Here is a 20,470-nt window from a genome sequence, read left to right on the forward strand (position 1 = left end):
AGAAGGTCAGGAGGCGCGGATGAGGTACGTCGCGCAGAAGATCGGCTTCTACGCGGTCGCGTTGTTCGCGGCCCTGACGTTGAACTTCTTCATCCCGCGGTTGCTGCCCGGTGACCCGGTGGACATCCTGCTGGCCAAGATGCAGCAGAAGGGACCGGTCAGCGAGGCGACCGTGACCAGCCTGCGCCTCCTTCTCGGCTCCGACTCCGACGAACCGCTGTTCTCGCAGTACGTGCAGTACCTCGGCAACCTGGCCCGGGGGGACCTCGGCATCTCGGTGTCGTACTTCCCGGCCGGGGTGTCGACCATCATCGGCCAGGCCATTCCGTGGACGATCGCCCTGATCGGCATCGCGACCATCTTGTCGTTCGTCTTCGGGGTGGGGCTCGGGACCCTCGCCGGGTGGAAGCGCGGCTCGGTGCTCGACAACTTCATCCCCGTGACGACGATGTTCCAGGCGGTGCCGTACTTCTGGCTCGCCCTCATCCTGTTGTACGTGTTCGGCAGCATCCTGCGGGTGTTCCCGCTGTCGGGTGGCTACAACGTGTACGAGGCGACGCCCGGCCTCAACGGGACGTTCGTCCAGAGCGCCGTGCTCTACGGCACCCTGCCGGCCCTGACGATCATCATCTCGTCGGTCGGCGGCTGGCTGCTCGGCATGCGCAACATGATGGTCTCGACCCTCAGCGAGGACTACATCGTCACCGCCGAGGCCAAGGGGCTCTCGCCGATGCGCATCCGCCAGAGCTACGCGGCCCGCAACGCCGTTCTGCCGCAGTTCGCCGGCTTCGCGATCTCGCTCGGGTTCGTCGTCTCGGGGTCGATCGTGACCGAGCAGGTGTTCTCGTACCCGGGCATCGGCAACGCGCTCTTCACGGCGACGCAGAACAACGACTACGCGCTGATGCAGGGCATCTTCCTGGTCATCACCCTCGCCGTGCTGGGGACGAACTTCATCGTCGACCTGATGTACGGCTTCATCGACCCGCGCACGCGCGCCAAGCGTTAGGACGACGAGCATGTCCACGATCGACCTCGGCCAGCTCGCCGACCCGACGTCGCCCACGGGCGACAGCAGTCCGGGCACCGGCCGGAAGGGCCTGAAGCGGGTCTTCCCGCAGGTCACCCCGAAGCTCTGGGTGGGGGCGGGCATGATCGCCGCCATCGCCCTGTTCGGCCTGATCTTCCCCCTCGTCGTGCAGAACCCGCAGGCCATCAGCGACATCGGCCTCAGCGGGCCGAGCGGCGAGCACCTGCTCGGCACCACGCAGACCGGGCAGGACGTGTTCGCGCAATTGGCCTACGCGACCCGCGGTTCGCTGCTGATCGGGGTGCTGGTCGGCGTCGTCGCGATGGCGCTCGCCATCGTCTTCGGCGTGATCGGCACCTACGTGGGCGGGTTCGTCGACGAGGCGTTCTCGTTGTTCTCGAACGTCGTGCTGGTGATCCCCGGCCTGCCGCTCGCGATCATCGTGTCGAGCTACGTGCCGCAGAAGGGACTCGTCGTGATCGCCTTCGTGATCGTCATCACGAGCTGGGCGGCCAGTGCCCGCGTCCTCCGCGCCATCACGCTGAGCCTTCGATCGCGTGACTACGTGGCGGCGTCGCGGGTGTCGGGCGAGAAGACCTGGCGCATCGTCGCCGTCGAGATCCTGCCGAACGTGTTGCCGGTGCTGGCCAGCCAGTTCTTGTTCGCGGTGATCTTCGCGATCCTCGCCGAGGCGGGACTGTCGTTCCTCGGGCTGGGCGTCTCGGGCCAGTTCACCTGGGGCTCGATGCTGTACTTCGCCCAGAACGGCCTCGCGCTGCGACTCGGGGCCTGGTGGTGGTTCGTGCCGCCGGGGCTGATGATCGCCCTGCTGGGCTGCGCGCTGTCGCTGATGAACTTCGCCATCGACGAGATCATCAACCCGAAGCTGCGCGACCAGACCCGGGCCGGTGTCAGCCGGGCCGACCGCAAGCGACTGGCGCGGGCCGAGGCCGCCGCCGGCACCACCGAGGGGGCCACCGCATGAGCACCGTCCTGACCGTCGAGGACTTCAGCGTCGACTACGCCGTCGAGCACCCCGTCCACGCCGTCAAGAACGTCAGCTTCGAACTCGCCCGGGGCGAGATCCTCGGCCTGGCGGGCGAGTCGGGCTGCGGCAAGACGACGCTGGCGTACGGCATCAACCGGCTGCTCAAGTCGCCGGCCGTGATCACGGGCGGCCGGGTGGTGTTCCACGACGCCGAGGGCGCCGACATCCTGCTGCCCGAACTCGACGACAAGGCGCTGCGGGCGTTCCGCTGGGACAAGCTCTCGATGGTGTTCCAGGGGGCGATGAACGCGCTCAACCCCGTCACGACGATCCAGGCGCAGCTCGAGGACGTCTTCAAGACCCACCGCCCGTACTGGAAGAAGGCCGACCGCGTCGAGCGCGCGGGCAAGCTGCTCGAGACCGTGGGTGTCGACCGCAGCCGGCTGAAGTCGTACCCACACGAGCTGTCCGGCGGCATGCGCCAACGCGTGATGATCGCCATGGCGCTGGCCCTCGGCCCGCAGATGATGATCATGGACGAGCCGACCACGGCCCTGGACGTCGTGGTGCAGCGCGAGATCCTGCGCGAGATCGCACGGTTGCGCGACGAGCTCGGCTTCGCGGTCATCTTCATCACCCACGACCTGCCGCTGCTGCTCGAGATCAGCGACCGCATCGCCGTGATGCGGGCGGGCGAGATCGTCGAGATCGGAGAGTCGACCGAGCTCTACACGAACCCGCAGCACGAGTACACGAAGACCTTGCTCGGGTCGTTCCCGAGCCTCACCGGCGACCGCGGGGCGTTCATCCGCAGCGGGGTCGACGAGACGGCCGGGGGCGGCGCGACCCGCGCCTCCTCGGGGCACGAGCAGGCGACGTCGGTCGCCACGAGCACAGGAGGCGCGGCGTGAGCACGCTCGAGTTCCGTAACGTCGTCAAGGACTACCGGGTACGCGGGGGCCGGGGTGAGAAGGGTCACCTCCGCGCGGTGAACGACGTGAGCTTCACCCTCGAGGCCGGCAAGACCGTCGCGCTCGTCGGTGAGAGCGGGAGCGGCAAGTCGACGATCGCGAAGATGCTGCTGCAGCTCGAGCGGCCGACGAGCGGCTCGATCGTGCTCGACGGAGCCGTCGCGCCCCGGCACGGCGAGGCCCTGCGGCGTTATCGCAGTGACGTGCAGATGGTGTTCCAGGACCCGTTCGCCTCGCTCAACCCGTTCCACTCGATCGGGCACCACCTGGCCCGGCCGCTGCTGCTGCACGGCAAGGCGACCCGCTCCACGGTCGACGAGAAGGTGCGCGAGCTGCTCGGGCGGGTGCAGCTCGGCCCGGCCGCCGACGTCGCCGCGCGTCGACCGCACGAGCTGTCGGGCGGGCAGCGGCAGCGGGTCGCGATCGCCCGGGCCCTGGCGCCCGAGCCGCGCATCCTCATCGCGGACGAGCCGGTCTCGATGCTCGACGTGTCGATCCGGCTCGGAGTGCTCAACCTGCTGGCCGAGCTGCAGCGGCAGGAGGACCTGGGCGTGCTCTACATCACGCACGACCTGGCGACGGCCCGCCACTTCTCGGACGAGATCCTCGTGATGTACAAGGGGCAGGTGGTCGAGCGCGGGACCCCCGACGACGTCATCCTCGACCCGCAGCACCCCTACACGCGGCAGCTCGCCGAGGCCGCGCCCGACCCCGAGAAGCGCATCGCCGAGCGGCGCGCCGCCCGGGCCTGACGCGGCCCGCGCCTCCTGCACCTGAACCGCGCCGCCCCCGGGGCGGGCCCGACTCCACGCCACACCCTCGATCGCTGGGAGCGACATGAGCACCACCGAGACCACCACGACCACGACCACCCACGCGACACAGCGCGCCGTCCGCCCCCTGCACACCGGCTGGAGCCTGCGCAGCACCGCCGGCCCCGTGCCGCCCGAGATCGCGGCCGTCGACGTGCCCGCGACCGTCCCCGGCACGGTGCACACCGACCTGTTGGCGGCGGGCCTGATCGTCGACCCGTACCTGGACGCGAACGAGCACCTGCTCGCCTGGATCGGCCGGGCCGACTGGTCGTACACGACGAGATTCGACTGGGCACCCGACGGGCACGACCGTCACGAGCTGGTCTTCGCCGGTCTCGACACGGTGGCGACCGTCCTGCTGAACGGCGAGGTCGTGGCCGAGACGCGCAACCAGCACCGCACCCACAGGGTCACGGTCGACGGACGGCTGCGCGAGGGCGCGAACGACCTCGAGGTGCGCTTCGGCTCGCCGGTGGCCTACGCCGACGCGCAGAGCCTCTCGCTCGGCTACCGGCCGCACGTGAACCACCACCCCTACAACGCCGTCCGCAAGATGGCGTGCAGCTTCGGCTGGGACTGGGGGCTCGACACGGCGACCTCGGGGATCTGGAAGCCCGTGACGCTCGAGTCGTGGTCCTCGGTGCGGCTGGCGGCGGTGCGTCCGGTGGTGACCGTCGACGGGTCGCGGGGCGTCGTCGACGTGCACGTCGACCTCGAGCGCGCGGGGGTGTCGGCAGGTGCGGCGGTCGAGCCGGTGACGGTCCGGGCGACCGTCGGCGAGGTCACGCAGGAGGCGCGGGTCGAGCCGGGCACGGACTCCACCGTCCTGCAGGTGGTCGTCGACGACCCCGAGCTGTGGTGGCCGAGGGGCCACGGCGGGCAGCCGTTGTACGACGTGAGCGTGTCGGTGACCGGGGGAGAGGGCGGGGACGCGACCCGCGCCTCCTCGGGTGTCGGGGCGCCGGCCGGCGCCGTGCTCGACGCGTGGTCGTCGCGCATCGGGTTCCGCTCCGTCGAGGTGCAGGTCGAGCCCGACGACATCGGCACGAGTTTCACGGTCGTGGTGAACGGGGAGGCGCTGTGGATCAAGGGGGCCAACTGGATTCCGGACGACGCGTTCCCGCACCGCATCGGGCGCGACCGTTACCGGCAGCGCATCGAGCAGGCCGAGTTCGGCAACGTGAACCTACTGAGGGTGTGGGGTGGCGGCATCTTCGAGTCGGACGACTTCTACGAGCTCTGCGACGAGCGCGGCATGCTCACGTGGCAGGACTTCCTGTTCGCCTGTGCGGCCTACGCCGAGGAGGACCCGCTGCGCGGCGAGGTCGAGGCCGAGGTGCGTGACAACGTGACCCGGCTGATGACGCATCCGAGCCTGGTGCTGTGGACGGGCAACAACGAGAACATCTGGGGTCACGACGAGTGGGGCTGGGAGCGGCGGCTCGACGGGGCGACCTGGGGTCTCGGCTACTACCTCGAGTTGTTGCCCGCGCTGGTGGGCGAGCTCGACCCGGGGCGTCCGTACGCGGCGGGCAGCCCCTGGTCGGGCAGCCTCGACGTGGCGCAGAGCGACCCCGATCACGGGTCGGTGCACCTGTGGGAGCAGTGGAACCGCAAGGACTACCCGACCTACCGTGACGTCGTGCCGCGTTTCGTGGCCGAGTTCGGCTGGCAGGGGCCGCCGACCTGGTCGGCGATGACGCGGGCCATCCACGACGAGCCGCTGACGCCCGAGTCGCCGGGCATGATCGTGCACCAGAAGGCGATGCAGGGCAACGACAAGCTGACCGACGGGCTGCTGGCGCACTACCGGCTGCCGAACGAGATCGAGGCGTGGCACTGGGCGATGCAGCTGAACCAGGCGAACGCCGTGCAGGTCGCCCTCGAGCACTTCCGGTCGCACGCTCCACGGTGCCAGGGAGCCGTGGTGTGGCAGATCAACGACTGCTGGCCGGTGACGTCGTGGGCGGCGGTCGACGGCGACGGACGGCGGAAACCGCTGCTCTACGCCATGCGGCACGCGTTCGCCGATCGACTGGTGACCATCCAGCCCCGCGAGGCAGGTCTCGCGGCCGTCCTCGTCAACGACACCGGGGAGGCGCTGGCCGGCCCGCTCACGCTGCGGCGCCTCGCCTACGACGGTCGTGTCCTGGCTTCGGAGTCGGTGGCGCTCACGGTGGGGGCTCGCGAGACGGTGACCGTGCCGGTGCCCTCGTCGGTCGGGGAGTTCGGGTCACCCGGATCGGAGTTGCTCGTCGCCTCGGTGCCCGGGGTCGCCCGGGGGTTGTGGTTCCCGGTCGAGCCGCGGGACTCGGGCCTCGCCGAGGCGTCGCTGTCGACCTCGGTGACGGTGGTGCCCGAGGGGCAGGAGGCGCGGGCCGGCTATCGCGTCGAGGTGACGGCTGCGTCCTTGGTGCGTGACCTGACTCTGCTCGTCGACAAGGTCGACCCCGCGGCGACGGTGGACGAGATGCTGATGACGTTGTTGCCGGGGGAGACGGCCGTGTTCACGGTGGTGTCCGATGTGCCGGGCGTGGGGGAGCAGCTCGTGGCGCGACAGGTGTTGCGTACTGCGAACGAGCTGGTGGGGTGACCGAGCTGCAGCACGTCCTGCAGGTCGGCAAGGCCGATCAGCACGTCGGTCAGGCCGACGACGCCCCGAGGCCCAGCGTGTCAGCCAGGTGGGGCAGACGCAGGTCACCGTCGACCACGTCGACCACGTCGACCACGTCGACGGTGGCGCCGGTCTCGGCGAGGGCCACCGCGAGGTTGGCCGTCGTGGTCGTCTTGCCCTCTCCGGGCAGCGACGACGTGACGACGAAGCAGCGACTGGCCGACTCCACGTTGACGAACTGCAGGTTCGTGCGCAGGGTGCGGAACGACTCGGCGCGCGGGTTGCGCGGGTCGACGTGCACGATCAGCGGGTGCTTCTTCGCCCCGGGGTCGTAGCAGATGCCGCCGACGATGGGGGCGTCGGTGACGAGCTCGACGTCGTGCGAACCGTGGATGCGCGTGTCGAGGGTGCTCCGCAGCACGGCGGCACCGACACCCAGGGCGAGGCCGATCAGCAGGCCCAAACCGAGGTTCAGCGCCGTGCGGGGGGTCGAGGGCGCCGAGGCCACCGACCCGGGGACGATCGTGGCGATCTTGACCAGGCTCGCGCCTCCATCGGCGGGCGTCTCGAGCTCGTTGACGACGACCTCGGTAAGGGAGGTGCCCACCGCGTTGGCGACGTCGGCCGCCCGCTGGGCATCGGTGTCGGTCACCGTGATGTTGATCAACACGGTGTTGAGGGGGGAATCGGCAGTGATCTGACCGGCCAGCGCCGCCGCGGTCGTGTCGAGGCCGAGCTGGTCGATCACCGGGTCGAGAACGGCGTCGCTCGTCACGACGTCGACGTAAGACTGCACCTTCTGCTGTGCCGCGCTGCTGCCCTGGACCGCATCGCCCGTGGTCGACGAATCCTGGGCCTGCACCGAGACGAACAGCCGGGTCGACGACACGTAGGTCGGCGTGGCGAGAAGAGAGGCGAGGGCACCGACGGCGACGCCGGCGAGCGTGAGGGCGGCGATGAAGATCCAGCCCTTGCGGAGAATGCGGATGTAGTCACGGAGTTCCACGTGGCTGAGGTCCTGTCCTGATCGGGTGCGAGCACCGTCGCAGGTACCCGGGCATACGCCGCGCGGACCATGCCTCCCGGCACCCTGATGGCTCCCCGCGGCTCTGCGCCGTGACCAATACTCACACATGTGCCGCCCAGGCGGGGTACATATGTTGCGTCATCCGCTGAAGTGGCCCCCGAAGGGGGGTCGACTGCGACACCCGTCGTCCAACGAGCAGGCTGGGTGCTCGCTGAGATTCGGTCGTGCCTCGTGCCGGGCGCAATAGCGTGACGACGACGGGCACGCCCCGTGCTCGCATGTGATCAAGGAGGATCACCATGGCAACGAATCACGCGGTCGCTTACAAGGGCCCCGGCCAGGTCGAGGTCATCGACACCGAGTACCCGACCTTCGAGCTGAAGGACGGCCCGGGCGTCAATCCCGCGAACGTCGGCCGCAAGGTCAACCACGGCGCGATCCTGCGCACGATCGCGACGAACATCTGCGGCTCCGACCAGCACATGGTCCGCGGTCGCACCACGGCCCCGTCGAATCTCGTCCTCGGCCACGAGATCACCGGCGAGGTGGTCGAGGTCGGCCCCGACGTCGAGTTCATCAAGGTCGGCGACATCGTCTCGGTGCCCTTCAACATCGCCTGTGGCCGCTGTCGCAACTGCAAGGAGCGCAAGACCGGCATCTGCCTCAACGTCAACCCCGACCGTCCGGGCAGCGCCTACGGGTACGTCGACATGGGCGGCTGGGTCGGCGGCCAGGCCGAGTTCGTGCTCGTGCCCTACGCCGACTGGAACCTGCTGAAGTTCCCCGACCGCGACCAGGCCATGGAGAAGATCCTCGACCTGGCGATGCTCTCCGACATCTTCCCGACCGGGTTCCACGGCGCCGTCACCGCCGGGGTCGAGGTCGGCTCGACCGTCTACGTCGCCGGAGCCGGCCCCGTCGGCCTCGCCGCCGCCACCGGAGCCCTGCTGCTCGGTGCCAGCGTCGTCATCGTCGGCGACATGAACGCCGACCGGCTCGCCCAGGCCCGCAGCTTCGGCTGCGAGACCGTCGACCTGACCAAGGGCGAACCGGGCGAGCAGATCGACCAGATCCTCGGCGAACCCCTCGTCGACTGCGCCGTGGACGCCGTGGGCTTCGAGGCGAAGGGCCACGGAGGCGGATCGGGCGAGGAAGCACCGGCCACCGTGCTCAACTCGTTGATGGACATCACCGCGGCCGGCGGCGCCATGGGCATCCCGGGGCTCTACGTCACGGGCGACCCGGGCGGCATCGACGCCGCGGCCCAGAAGGGGTCGCTCTCGCTCAGCCTCGGCACCGGTTGGGCCAAGTCGCTGTCGTTCACCACGGGCCAGTGCCCGGTGATGAAGTACAACCGGCAGCTGATGATGGCGATCCTCCACGACCGTACGAGCATCGCGAAGAACGTCCACGCGCAGGCCATCAGCCTCGCGGACGCCCCGCGTGGCTACGCCGAGTTCGACAAGGGCGCCGCCACGAAGTACGTCCTGAACCCGAACGACCTGATCAAGGCGGCCTAGCGGTCGTCGCGACCCGCGCCTCCTCGGCTCTCGGCCCACCGGCCGACACAGCCCGGGAGGCGCGGGTCGGCCCACCCGGGCCGGCCGCGTTCCGCAGGCACGCGCGTCGTTGCACGTCGTGCACGGTGTATGACGGAACGATCCCATGACGAAGACATCCGACACCCCTGCCTCGGGCCGCTCCGACGCCGCCCGCCCCGCCTCCGGCCCCCGATCCGACGAGGAGCGCCAGAAGTGGCGCGCCTTCGCCGTCTGTGTCGGCGTCGCCGCCCTGACGATCCTCGACCTGTCGAAGGTCAACGTGGGCCTGCCCAGCATCGAGGCCTCGCTCGGTGCCGGCCCCACCGCCCTGCAGCTGATCGTCGCCGGCTACGCGCTCGCCTTCGGCCTGTCGCTCGTGCCCTCCGGGCGGCTCGGCGACCTCAAGTCGCGCCGCATGATGTTCGTCATCGGCCTGACCTCGTTCACCGTCGCCAGCCTGCTCTGCGCCCTCGCGCCCACCATCGAGCTGCTCGTCGCCGCTCGCATCCTGCAGGGCGTCGCCGCCGGCATCCAGATGCCTCAGGTGCTCGGGCTGATCCAACAGCTCTTCCAGGGCAAGGAGCGCGGGCGGGCCTTCGGTTTCTTCGGCGCCATCATCGGCGTCAGCACGGCGTTCGGCCCCACCCTCGGCGGCCTGCTCATCGCGATCGGCGGGCCTGAGGACGGGTGGCGGCTGCTGTTCTGGATGAACATCCCGCTCGGCCTGATCGCCATCTTCTTCGCGCTCAAGCTGCTGCCGAAGACCCGCACGGCCTCGAACGGACACAACGAGCTCGACCTCTTCGGCATCGTGCTGCTCGGCTTGACGATCTTCACCCTGATGCTGCCGTTCGTGCTGACGACCGGCCAGGGCGACGATCCGCTGCGCTGGCTGTTCTTGATCGGCTTCGTCGGCTTCGGCGCCGCCTTCGTCTGGTGGGAGCAGCGCTACAAGGCCCGGGGCAAGTCACCGGTCGTGCACTTCAGCCTCTTCTCGCTCGCGTCGTACCGCAACGGCACGCTGATCGCCACGGTGTACTTCTGCGCCCTGCCCGCGACCTTCCTGCTGACGACGCTCTACCTGCAGCAGGGGCTCGGCCTCGAGCCCGTCTACGCCGGCATGGTGACGATCCCGTTCGCCCTGACCAGCGCCGTCGCCGCCTTCTACGGCGGACGCCTGGTCGACCGTTTCGGCCGCAGCCTCGTCGTGCTCGGCCTGGTCCTCGTGGCGGTGGGTTTCGTCGCCCTGCTCCTCGCGGCCGTGCTCACCCCCCGCGAGATCACGCCGTACGCGATGGGCGTCGGCATGCTGATCGCCGGTACGGGTGGTGGCTTCGTCATCTCGCCGAACCAGACGCTGACCCTGGCCGAGGTGCCCGTCGAGATGGGTGGCGTCGCCGGCTCGATGGGCCAGGTCGGTCAGCGCGCCGGCACGGCCATCGGCACCGCGGCGGCGGTCTCGACGTTCTATTCGGTGATCGCCGGGGCCGGGGGAGCCGCAGGCTCGAATCTCGACGTCTACCACGAGGCCTACCGCAACGGCTTCTTCGTCACGATCGCCCTGGTGGCCGTGGCGCTCGCGCTCGGCCTGATGGACCTGCGGGCTCGCAAGAAGGGCCGCGTGGGCGAGGCGGCGGAGGCGTAGTCGGTGGTCAGAGGCGGGCGAAGGCCTCGACGACGTAGCTCGTGACGTCGACCTGACGTGTGCCCGGCAGGGCGATCGACGCGGGGTCGATCGAACCGGCGGCGGTGCTGGCGGTGGCGGTGGCGGAGACGACGGGCGTGACGAACATGGTGGGCCTTTCGGTCGGCTGGTGAGGCGGTTGGCGGGGCCCGGCCGCCCCTCACAGGGAGACGGGCGGCGGAGCCCCCGGCGCCCCTGCCCGAGATGCTCGGTGCTCCTGTCCGGAGCCGGTGACGTCGTGCGACCAGTCAAGCCGCCTCGACGTTGCGTGACCATGGGCGCAGGGCTGAGAGTCCCTCCGTCGGAGGGATGAACCTCGGCCCGGGCCCGGGACAATCGGGTGCACGGACGCACGCGCGCACGTTCATTTGCCGCGCCGCCGCCGCCGCCGCCGCCGCCTCGCCGCCGCGTCGCCGCGTCGCCGCCGCGTCGCCGCGTCGCCGCCGCGTCGCCGCGCCGCCGCCGCGTCGCCGCGTCGCCGCGCCGCCGCCGCGTAGCCGCGTCGCCGGGTCCACTGTGGGCGTCGATCCGGTACGTACCGGATCACACAAAGAGACGGATGCGTCCCTGGGCGGAACGGCGCGACTCAGGCAGGAGGCGCGGCCACGACCCCGAGGACGCTCTCGTGCAGCAGTCCGTTCGTCGCCATCGCGGTGCCGTGCCAGGGTCCCGGCTGCCCGTCGGCGCTCGTGAAGCGCCCACCGGCCTCCTCGACGACGACCGCCACGGCCGCCATGTCGTAGGGCTGCAGGTCGAACTCGCCCGCGACGTCGAGTGCGCCCTCGGCGACGAGCATGTACGACCAGAAGTCGCCGTACGCCCGCGTCCGCCAGACCCGGCTGGTCAGCTCGAGCAACTGCGGCAGGCGCCCGGCGTCGATCCAGTACTCGAGCCCGTTGAAGCTGAGCGAGGCGTCGGCCAGGTCGCGCACGCCCGACACCCGCAGTGGGCCGTCGTGCTCGGTCGAGAACGCTCCGCCGCCCTGCGTCGCCCACCAGCGCCGTCCGAGGGCCGGAGCGCTCACCACGCCCACAACAGGCACCCCGTCGACGACCAGCGAAATCAACGCGGCCCAGACCGGCACCCCGCGCAAGAAGTTGGCCGTGCCGTCGATCGGGTCGACCACCCACTGGCGGTGCGAGGGGGCGTCGTGGCCGTACTCCTCGCCGTAGAAGGTGTCGTCCGGACGCGCGGCCGCGACCCGCTCACGGATCGCCCGCTCGACGGCCCGATCGGCGTCGGTCACGTGCGAACGGTCGGGCTTGAGCGACACGTGCAGGTCGGCCGAGCGGTACCGCTCGGTGCTGATCGCGTCGGCCAAGTCGGCCAGCTCGAGCGCGAGCGCCAGGTCGTCCGCCCAGGGTGCCCCGGTCGATCGGTCGGACGAGGAGGCTCGGGTCGGCTCGGCAGCATCGGTCACCCCGTCAGCGTACCCAGCCCGCCCTGCTCGTCCGGGCCCTGCGCGCCGGCGCGCTAGCCGAGCTCGTCGCTGCGTGCGTCGTCGGCGGCCGCGGCGAGGTCCCGACCGCTGACGCCGCCCTTGGACTGGAGCAGCGACTGCAGCGACTCGAGCCGTTCACGGCCGACGTCGCCGAGCTCGCCGGCCTCGACGCGGTCGACGATCTCCCAGTCGTGGGCCTCGGCCAGGGGAATGCCGTCGACCGGCTCGCCCTCGGCCGGGATCGCGTGCGCCGCGAACGACTTGAGGATGTTCTCGGGGTCGACGTGCCCGAGCCCGAACGACCGGACGCCCGGGGTGTCGACGATCCAGCCGCCCGTCGGCACCTTGAACGACACCGTCGACGACGAGGTGTGCCGCCCGCGGCCGGTGACGGCGTTGACCACGCCCACCTCACGCCGCGACCCGGTCAGGGCGTTCACGAGCGTGGACTTGCCGACGCCAGAGTGGCCGACCGTCACCGTGACGTGACCGTCGAGGACGCCACGCAGTTCGTCGAGCGCGGGGGAGACCTGCCCGCCCGGCGCGACCTCGTCGAACGAAGTCGACGTCGTCGTGACGATGCGCAGGTCGAAACACGAGAAGTGCGCCGCGAACGGCGTCGGGTCGGCGAGGTCGGTTTTCGTGATGCAGAGGATCGGTTCGACCCCCGCGTCGAACGCGGCCACCATGTACCGGTCGACCAGGCGCGGGCGCGGTTCGGGGTCGGCCGCGGCCACGACGATCAGCATCTGGTCGGCGTTGGCGACGATGACTCGCTCGACCGCGTCGCTGTCGTCGGCGCTGCGCCGCAGCAGCGTGGACCGCTCGTGCACCTTGACGATGCGGGCGAGCGACCCCTCGGAGCCGCTCGTGTCGCCGACCACGCCGACGCGGTCGCCGGTCACGACGCTCTTCTTGCCGAGTTCGCGCGCCCGGGCCGTCGTGATCTCACGCTCGTCGGGCGTGCCCGCATCCATCAGCACGCCGTAGCGGCCGCGGTCCACCGTCCAGACGACGCCCTCCTCGGCGTTCGCGTAGGCGGGCCGCTGCTTGGTGCGCGGCTTGTTGCCCTTGGGGTTCGGGCGCACCCGCACCGAGCTCTCGTCGTACTCGCCGTAGTCGCGCTCGTCGTCGGCCTCGTCGCCGTCGGTCCACCAGCTCATCGTGTCCTGCCCATCGTCGACCGTGCCCTGCCCATCGTCGTCGGCCCGGCGCCTAGAGGAACCCGAGCAGGTCGATGTCGGCGGGGCTCTGGTGGACGGCCCGACCGAGCATCTCGTCCCACAGCTCGACGAACTGCGGCAGGGTCTTGCCCACGACGCGGACGTCGTCGAGCTCGACCCCCTCGACCGCGAGGCCGATGATCGCCGCCGCGGTCGCCATGCGGTGGTCCTCGTAGGTGCGCCACTGGCCCGCGTGCAGCGGGGACGGCTCGACGCGCAGGCCGTCCTCGAGTTCGGTCACCGCGCCTCCCAGGGCGTTGATCTCGGCCGCCAGGGCTGCGAGACGGTCCGTCTCGTGACCACGCAGGTGACCGATGCCGGTGATCGTGCTCGGGCCCGACGCGAGGGCGGCGAGGGCGACCAGCGCGGGGGCGAGTTCGCCGCCGCGCGAGAGGTCGACGTCGACGCCGGGCAGTGAGCCGCCGCCGACGAGGCCGGGACCGCCGTCGACGGTGAGGGTGTCGCCGTCGAGCGTCACGGTCGCCCCCCAGAGCGGCAGCAGGTCGATCAGGTCGGCCCCGACCTGCGTCGTGTCGGCGGGCCAGTGGGCGATGGACACGGTGCCCCCGGCGACCAGGGCCGCCACGAGGAACGGCGCCGCGTTTGACAGGTCGGGCTCGATGACCACCTCGCGCCCCGCGATCGCGGTCGGCGGAACGATCCACGTGCCGGTGGAGGGCGACTCGACCTCGACCCCGCGCTGCGCGAGCGCGTCGATCGTCATCTCGATGTGCGGCAGGCTCGGCAGGCGTTCGCCGGTGTGGGTCAGGGTGAGGCCGCGCTCGAAGCGCGGCGCGGAGAGCAGCAGTCCCGAGACGAACTGGCTCGAGGCCGAGGCGTCGATCTCGACGTCACCGCCCTCGACCTCGCCGGTGCCGTAGAGGCTGAACGGCAGCATGCCCCGGCCGTCGTCGTTGACCTCGACGCCGAGGGAGCGCAGAGCCTCGATCGTGGTGCGCATCGGGCGCTTGCGGGCACCGGCGTCACCGTCGAACGTGACCGGTCCGAGCGCCAGCGCCGCGACCGGTGGCAGGAACCTCATGACCGTGCCGGCCAGGCCGCAGTCGATCGTGGCGCCGCCCTGCAGCTCGCCCGGCGTGACGACGAGGTCGGGCCCGAACGGGGAGTCCGACGGGAACTCGGTGACCGTCGTGCCGAGCGCCTTGAGCGCCTCGATCATCAGCGCCGTGTCGCGGGAGTGCAGCGGCAGGCGCAGCGTCGACGGCGACGACGCCAGCGCCGAGAGCACGAGTTCGCGGTTCGTGAGCGACTTCGACCCGGGCAGGGACGTCGAGGCGCGCAGCGGTCCGGAGGCGGTGGGCGCGACCCAGCGCCCCTCGTCGACCTCGGGAACCTTTCCGTCGCCGTAGGGAGAGAACTCGGGCCCGGAATACCTGTACACCTGCATCGGTTCACCACAGTAATGCAGCAAGAACCTGGAGGACCTGTGCCTGTCGCACTCGCACCGAGGGAAATCACCGTCGCCGAACTAGAATCGGCCCTGATGAGCACCCCCGAGGGCCACGAGCCCACACCGACCGATGCCGCCGTCGAACCGACCGAGGCCGACGTCGACGCCGCCCTCGAGGCGATCGACGCCGACGCCGAGAAGCGCGCCCTGTTCGAAGAACAGGCGCTGCCCTTCATGGACCAGCTCTACGCCGCGGGCATGCGCATGACGCGCAACCCGGCCGACGCGAGCGACCTGGTGCAAGAGACGTTCGTCAAGGCCTACGCGGCGTTCGCGCAGTTCCAGCAGGGCACCAACCTGAAGGCCTGGCTGTACCGCATCCAGACCAACACGTTCATCAACACGTACCGCAAGAAGCAGCGCGACCCCTACCAGGGCACGATCGACGAGTTGGAAGACTGGCAGATGGGCGGCGCCGAGTCGGCGACCCGCGCCTCCGGCTCGACGCGCTCGGCCGAGGCCGAAGCGATCGACCATCTCCCCGACAGCGCCGTGAAGGACGCCCTGCAGAAGGTCCCCGAGGACTTCCGCATGGCCGTGTACTTCGCGGACGTCGAAGGCTTCTCGTACCAAGAGATCGCCGACATCATGAAGACCCCCGTGGGCACCGTGATGAGCCGCCTGCACCGCGGCCGTCGCCTGCTCCGTGAACTCCTCGCCGACTACGCACGCGATCGTGGCATCGCCGTTCCGGTCGGCTCGTCGAAGGGCGGAAAGAAATGACCGACTGTGGTTGCACCAAAGCCAAGGCCGAGCTCGAGGACTACCTGCACAACGAGTTGTGCCGCGAGGACGCGGCCGACATCCGCGAGCACATGGCGAACTGCGGTGACTGCTCGGGCGAGCACAAGGTCGGCGTCGTGCTGACCGAGGCCGTCCAGCGGGCCTGCCGCGAGACGGCACCCGAAGACCTGCGTGCCACCGTGCTGGCGCGCCTGCGCGAGCTGCAATCGGCCCACCGCTAGCCGCGGCCACCGGGGGCACCCGGTCGTCACACGCCGAGAGCCTGCGCTAGCGTCGTGGCATGACCGCACCGGTGCAGCCCCTCGGCATCCCGACCACCAGCGACCTCGACGACCTCGTGTCGTTGATCGGACTGCTCGGCTACACGCTCGACACCGACGTCCTGTCGGCCCGCCTGACGCGCTTGACGGCCGATGCGGGGCACGAGACCTGGGTCGTGCGCGGTGACGACGGGCGCATCACGGCGGTGGCCGGCGGTCACGTCGTGTGGGCGTACAACGACGATGCACCGACAGCCGAATTGTTGTTGCTCGTGGTGTCCGCCGAGGCCCGTCGTGACGGCGTCGGATCGTACCTGCTCGGGCACTTCGAGGCCTGGGCCCGGGGCCACCAGGCGCGTGTGCTCAACGCGGTCTCGGCCGCGGCCACGGACTCGGCCAACCGCTTCTACCGCAAGCGCGGCTACCACGAGGCCGGCGTCCGCTACTCGAAGCTGATCTGACCGCCGGGACGGATGTTCCCGCCGCCTGCGGCTCCTTAGGCCCCTGCGGCCCCTGCGGCCGGTCGGCGATTCGGGCCCCCCGTCCTGCCGGGTGATCGACATTCCCCTGGGCGTACCTGTCCTGGTCGGCGAGCCCGTGACGGGTGGTCGCCCGGTTCCCTGGGCGGCGACCACCGCCTCCGGCACCGCCCCGCTCGAGCATCGTCGTGGGTCGTGGGTCGGTAATTCAGGGCTGCTGCTTCGGATCGGGTCCCCGGCGCGGGACGGGGTGACAGGAGCCCTGAATTGCCGACGCGCAGGGCGAGGCGGCGCTGCCGCGACAGCGAGCCAGGGCCGACGGATCGCGGTGAGACGACCGTGGCCGCGCCTCCCGTAGGAGGCGCGGCCACGGTCGTTCGATCGGTGGCCGTCTACAGGTCGAGCGCCTCGGCGATCAGAGCCGCCTGCTGCACCGCGCTCGCCTTGTTCGACCCGGCGGCCGGCGAGGCCGACGCGGGGCGCGAGGCCACGCGGATCTGTCGGTCGAGGTGCTTCTGCAGCTCGAGCACGACGAAGGGCCAGGCCCCCTGGTTCTCTGGCTCCTCTTGCGCCCAGACCAGTTCGGCGGACGGGTACCGGTCGAGCACGCGGCGGATCTCGTCGAGGGGCAGCGGGTAGAGCTGCTCGAGGCGGACCAGCGCGACGTCGTTCTGCACGTCACGCTTGTCGAGCTCGGTCGCCAGGTCGTAGTGGATCTTGCCGCTGTGCAGCACGACACGCTTCGTCGACTCGGGCTCGGTGACCCGGGTGCAGTCGAGCACCGGCTCGAAGCGCCCCGAGGTGAACGCGTCGACCCCGCTGGTCGCTCCCCGGAGGCGCAGCATGGCCTTCGGGGTGAAGACCACGAGGGGGCGACGCGGGCGGGCGTAGGCCTGACGACGCAGCAGGTGGAAGTACGACGCAGGCGTCGACGGCCGCGCGATCGTCATGTTGTCCTCGGCGCAGAGCTGCAAGAAGCGTTCCATGCGGGCCGAGGAGTGGTCGGGGCCCTGACCCTCGTAACCGTGCGGCAGCAGCAGCACCACGCTCGAGCGCTGGCCCCATTTCTGCTCGGCCGACGAGATGAATTCGTCGATGACGGTCTGGGCGCCGTTGCTGAAGTCACCGAACTGGGCCTCCCACAGCACGAGCGCGTCGGCCCGTTCGACCGAATAGCCGTACTCGAACGCCATGGCCGCGTACTCGCTGAGCAGCGAGTCGTAGATCCAGAGCTTCGCCTGGTTGTCGGCGATGTTCTGCAACGGCAGCCATTCTTGGCCGTTCTCGCGGTCGTGCAGCACCGAGTGCCGCTGCACGAAAGTGCCGCGACGGCTGTCCTGCCCGGCGAGGCGCACGGGGGTGCCCTCGGTGAGCAGCGAACCGAAGGCGAGCAACTCGGCGAAGGCCCAGTCGATGCCGCCGTTGCGGCTCATGTCGACGCGCTTCTTGAGCAGCTGTTGCAGCTTGGGGTGGACCGAGAACCCGGCCGGCGGGTTGTCGTGGGCGTCGCCGATGTCGTGCACGAGTTCGAGCGAGACGCCCGTGCTCTCGGGCTCGCCGCGGGCGTCGTCCTGCTGGGCGACGGGCCGCTCGAGGTCGGCCACGTCGCCGTCGTCGTTCGTCACCACCGGGATCGACCCGGTCTGCGCGGCGTGCGTCTCGGCGAAGGCCCGCTCGAGTCGGTCCTGGAAGTCGCGGTGGGCGCCGTCGTACTCGTCTTGCGTGATGTCGCCGCGACCGACGAGGGCCTCGGTGTAGAGGGTGCGCACCGAGCGCTTCTGCTCGATCAGGTTGTACATCAGCGGTTGGGTCATCGACGGGTCGTCGCCCTCGTTGTGACCGCGTCGGCGGTAGCAGACGAGGTCGATGACGACGTCGCGCTTGAACTGCTGACGGTACGAGAACGCCAGCTCGGCCACGCGGGCCACGGCCTCGGGGTCGTCGCCGTTCACGTGGAAGATCGGCGCCTGGATCGTCTTGGCGACGTCGGTCGAGTACACCGACGTCCGCGACTCGGACGGCGGCGTCGTGAAGCCCACCTGGTTGTTGATGACGACGTGGATGGTTCCCCCGACGCGGTAGCCCCGCAACTGCGACATCTGCAGCGTCTCGACCACGACGCCCTGGCCGGCCATGGCCGCGTCACCGTGGATCAGGATCGGCAGCGTGCTGAACGCACCGGCCGTCCCCCTGTCTTGCTTGGCGCGCACGATGCCCTCGAGGACGCCGTCACCGGCCTCGAGGTGCGAGGGGTTCGCGGCCAGGTACACCGGGATGGTCTCGCCGACGGCACTGGTGAATTCGCCCTCGGTACCGAGGTGGTACTTTACGTCGCCCGACCCCTGGACGGTCTTGGGGTCCTGGGTGCCCTCGAACTCACGGAAGATCTGGCCGTAGGTCTTGCCGGCGATGTTCGTCAGCACGTTGAGGCGGCCACGGTGGGCCATGCCGATCGCGACCTCGTCGAGACCCTCGCGGGCGGCGTGCTGCATGACCGTGTCGAGCAGCGAGATGGTGGATTCGCCGCCCTCGAGGCTGAACCGCTTCTGGCCCACGTACTTCGTCTGCAGGAAGGTCTCGAACGCCTCGGCCTCGTTGAGCTTCGCGAGGATGCGCATCTGCTCGTCGTGCGAAGGCTTCGTGTACGGCACCTCGAGGTGGTCCTGGATCCACGTGCGCTGCGCGGGATCTTGGATGTGCATGTACTCGACGCCGATCGTGCGGCAGTACGAGTCGCGCAGGATGCCGAGGATGTCGCGCAGCAGGGCGTGCGTCCGACCGCCCAGGCCACCGGTCACGAACTCGCGGTCGAGGTCCCAGAAGGTGAGCCCGTGGCTCTCGATCGCGAGGTCGGGGTGGGTGCGCTGCCGGTACTCGAGCGGGTCGATGTCGGCCATCAGGTGGCCGCGGACCCGGTAGCTGTTGATGAGTTCTTGTACGCGGGCCGTCTTGCTGACGCGCTCGGCCAGGTTGACGTTGATGTCGGCGTTCCAGTGGATGGGCTCGTACGGGATGCGCAACGCCGCGAAGATGTCCTCGTAGAAGCCCCGCTGCCCGATCAGCAGCTCGTGCACCTTCTTGAGGAACTCGCCCGACCCCGCGCCCTGGATGACCCGGTGGTCGTAGGTGCTGGTCAGCGTGATGGTCTTGCCGATGCCCAGTTCGACGAGCGTCTTCGAGGCCGAACCCTGGAACTCGGCCGGGTAGTCGAGCGCGCCGGCACCGATGATGGCCCCCGCGCCCTTCATCAGGCGGGGCACGCTGTGCACGGTGCCGATGCCGCCGGGGTTGGTCAGCGAGATCGTGTTGCCCTGGAAGTCGGCGGCGGCGAGCTTGTTGTCGCGGGCGCGCTTGACGATGTCCTCGTAGGCGGTGAGGAACTCGCCGAAGTGCATCTCTTCGGCCTTCTTGATGCCGGGCACGAGCAGGGCACGGGTGCCGTCGGGCTTCGGGATGTCGATCGCGAGGCCGAGGTTGACGTGAGCCGGTGTGACGACCGACGGCTTGCCGTCGACCTCGTCGTAGTAGACGTTCTGGCTGGGGAACTCTTTCAGCGCCTGCACCAGTGCCCAGCCGATGAGGTGCGTGAACGACACCTTGCCGCCGCGGGCCCGCTTGAGGTGGTTGTTGATGACGATGCGGTTGTCGATCATCAACTTCGCCGGGATCGTGCGGACGCTGGTCGCGGTGGGGACGGTCAGGCTGGCGTCCATGTTGGTCGCGAGCGACTTGGCCATGCCGCGCAGCGGCGAGACGACGTTCTCGGCCTCGGGTGTGGGCTGCTCACCGGGGGTCGCGGGCTTCGCCTTGGCTTTGTCGGGCACCTGGGCCGGGATCGGCTTCGCCGCCGGCTCGACCGACGTGGTGCGCGCGGCGGCCTTCTGGCCGGCGGGCGCAGCGGCCTCGGCCGGAGCGCCGGCGCCAGAGGACGCAGGAGGCGCGGGTGCGGTCGCGACGGACGGCTCGGCGGGCGACGTGGGGGCGGACCCGCCCTCGGGCGGCGTGTAGGCCTCGAGGATCGGCCACCACGATTCGTCGACCGAGTTCTTGTCGACCACCCACTGCTCGTAGAGCTCGTCGACGAGCCATTCGTTGGCCCCGAACTCCGCCGCAGCGCCGTCGTCAGTTGTACCGGTCACGTGGCTTGACACAGCCGATCGCCCACTCTCCGTTGATTGTTGA

The 20,470-nt window shown here is 70.2% G+C and carries 16 protein-coding genes; 10 read left to right on the forward strand and 6 right to left on the reverse strand.

What is annotated here, in order from left to right; genetic code table 11:
* The first annotated feature begins 19 nt into the window (after positions 1–19).
* From HRF36_RS03175 to HRF36_RS03195, 5 genes are all read left to right on the forward strand, one after another.
* The gene (locus HRF36_RS03175) at positions 20–1,009 is read left to right on the forward strand and encodes an ABC transporter permease (RefSeq protein ID WP_173206063.1); all 990 of its coding nucleotides are present in this window, start codon (positions 20–22) and stop codon (positions 1,007–1,009) included.
* 10 nt (positions 1,010–1,019) lie between these two features.
* Complete coding sequence (locus tag HRF36_RS03180; protein ID WP_173206066.1) at positions 1,020–2,015, forward strand: ABC transporter permease; 996 nt, start codon at positions 1,020–1,022, stop codon at positions 2,013–2,015.
* Positions 2,012–2,929: an ABC transporter ATP-binding protein gene (locus tag HRF36_RS03185; protein ID WP_173206069.1), complete on the forward strand. Its 918-nt coding sequence runs from the start codon at positions 2,012–2,014 to the stop codon at positions 2,927–2,929. The genes HRF36_RS03180 and HRF36_RS03185 overlap by 4 nt, the downstream gene beginning before the upstream one ends.
* Positions 2,926–3,741, forward strand: coding sequence for an ATP-binding cassette domain-containing protein (locus HRF36_RS03190; RefSeq protein ID WP_173206072.1), 816 nt, complete (start codon positions 2,926–2,928; stop codon positions 3,739–3,741). Before HRF36_RS03185 ends, HRF36_RS03190 begins: the two co-directional genes overlap by 4 nt.
* Before the next feature lie 85 nt (positions 3,742–3,826).
* Positions 3,827–6,397, forward strand: coding sequence for a glycoside hydrolase family 2 protein (locus HRF36_RS03195; RefSeq protein ID WP_173206075.1), 2,571 nt, complete (start codon positions 3,827–3,829; stop codon positions 6,395–6,397).
* A gap of 49 nt (positions 6,398–6,446) precedes the next feature.
* On the opposite strand, the gene HRF36_RS03200 is transcribed toward HRF36_RS03195, so the two are convergent.
* Entirely contained in the window at positions 6,447–7,424 is a 978-nt protein-coding gene (locus HRF36_RS03200) for a Wzz/FepE/Etk N-terminal domain-containing protein (RefSeq protein ID WP_173206078.1), read from the reverse strand.
* A 320-nt stretch (positions 7,425–7,744) separates the two neighbouring features.
* On the opposite strand from HRF36_RS03200, the gene fdhA reads away from it, so the two are divergent.
* Together fdhA and HRF36_RS03210 are read left to right on the forward strand one after the other, a co-directional pair.
* Positions 7,745–8,965 (forward strand): formaldehyde dehydrogenase, glutathione-independent, encoded by a 1,221-nt coding sequence (gene fdhA / locus HRF36_RS03205; protein WP_173206081.1) that lies wholly within the window; start codon positions 7,745–7,747, stop codon positions 8,963–8,965.
* Between the two features lie 145 nt (positions 8,966–9,110).
* Positions 9,111–10,631 (forward strand): MFS transporter, encoded by a 1,521-nt coding sequence (locus HRF36_RS03210; RefSeq protein ID WP_173206084.1) that lies wholly within the window; start codon positions 9,111–9,113, stop codon positions 10,629–10,631.
* Positions 10,632–10,638: 7 nt separating this feature from the next.
* Here HRF36_RS03210 and HRF36_RS03215 read toward each other — a convergent pair whose 3' ends face one another.
* The 4 genes from HRF36_RS03215 to aroA all read right to left on the reverse strand — a co-directional run bounded on the left by HRF36_RS03215 (position 10,639) and on the right by aroA (position 14,742).
* Complete coding sequence (locus HRF36_RS03215) at positions 10,639–10,779, reverse strand: hypothetical protein (RefSeq protein ID WP_173206087.1); 141 nt, start codon at positions 10,777–10,779, stop codon at positions 10,639–10,641.
* Positions 10,780–11,256: 477 nt separating this feature from the next.
* Positions 11,257–12,018 carry an inositol monophosphatase family protein gene (locus HRF36_RS03220; protein WP_217270975.1) on the reverse strand — a complete coding sequence of 254 codons (762 nt, stop codon included), beginning with the start codon at positions 12,016–12,018 and terminating at the stop codon, positions 11,257–11,259.
* Between the two features lie 125 nt (positions 12,019–12,143).
* The gene (rsgA, locus tag HRF36_RS03225) at positions 12,144–13,274 is read right to left on the reverse strand and encodes a ribosome small subunit-dependent GTPase A (RefSeq protein ID WP_173206106.1); all 1,131 of its coding nucleotides are present in this window, start codon (positions 13,272–13,274) and stop codon (positions 12,144–12,146) included.
* A 52-nt stretch (positions 13,275–13,326) separates the two neighbouring features.
* The gene (aroA, locus tag HRF36_RS03230; protein ID WP_173206109.1) at positions 13,327–14,742 is read right to left on the reverse strand and encodes a 3-phosphoshikimate 1-carboxyvinyltransferase; all 1,416 of its coding nucleotides are present in this window, start codon (positions 14,740–14,742) and stop codon (positions 13,327–13,329) included.
* 96 nt (positions 14,743–14,838) lie between these two features.
* Here aroA and HRF36_RS03235 point away from each other — a divergent pair, with 96 nt between their 5' ends.
* From HRF36_RS03235 to HRF36_RS03245, 3 genes are read left to right on the forward strand one after another with little or no spacing between them, the layout of a single operon-like run.
* A complete protein-coding gene (locus HRF36_RS03235; protein WP_173206112.1) occupies positions 14,839–15,528 on the forward strand; it encodes a sigma-70 family RNA polymerase sigma factor in 690 nt (229 codons plus the stop codon).
* Positions 15,525–15,770, forward strand: a complete 246-nt coding sequence (locus tag HRF36_RS03240) for a zf-HC2 domain-containing protein (protein WP_043593711.1) — start codon at positions 15,525–15,527, stop codon at positions 15,768–15,770. The genes HRF36_RS03235 and HRF36_RS03240 overlap by 4 nt, the downstream gene beginning before the upstream one ends.
* A gap of 59 nt (positions 15,771–15,829) precedes the next feature.
* Positions 15,830–16,270: a GNAT family N-acetyltransferase gene (locus tag HRF36_RS03245; RefSeq protein WP_173206115.1), complete on the forward strand. Its 441-nt coding sequence runs from the start codon at positions 15,830–15,832 to the stop codon at positions 16,268–16,270.
* 410 nt (positions 16,271–16,680) lie between these two features.
* On the opposite strand, the gene HRF36_RS03250 is transcribed toward HRF36_RS03245, so the two are convergent.
* The gene (locus HRF36_RS03250) at positions 16,681–20,439 is read right to left on the reverse strand and encodes a multifunctional oxoglutarate decarboxylase/oxoglutarate dehydrogenase thiamine pyrophosphate-binding subunit/dihydrolipoyllysine-residue succinyltransferase subunit (protein ID WP_173206119.1); all 3,759 of its coding nucleotides are present in this window, start codon (positions 20,437–20,439) and stop codon (positions 16,681–16,683) included.
* Positions 20,440–20,470: the final 31 nt, after the last annotated feature.

The organism is Frigoribacterium sp. VKM Ac-2836, from assembly GCF_013248995.1.
Taxonomy (GTDB): domain Bacteria; phylum Actinomycetota; class Actinomycetes; order Actinomycetales; family Microbacteriaceae; genus Frigoribacterium.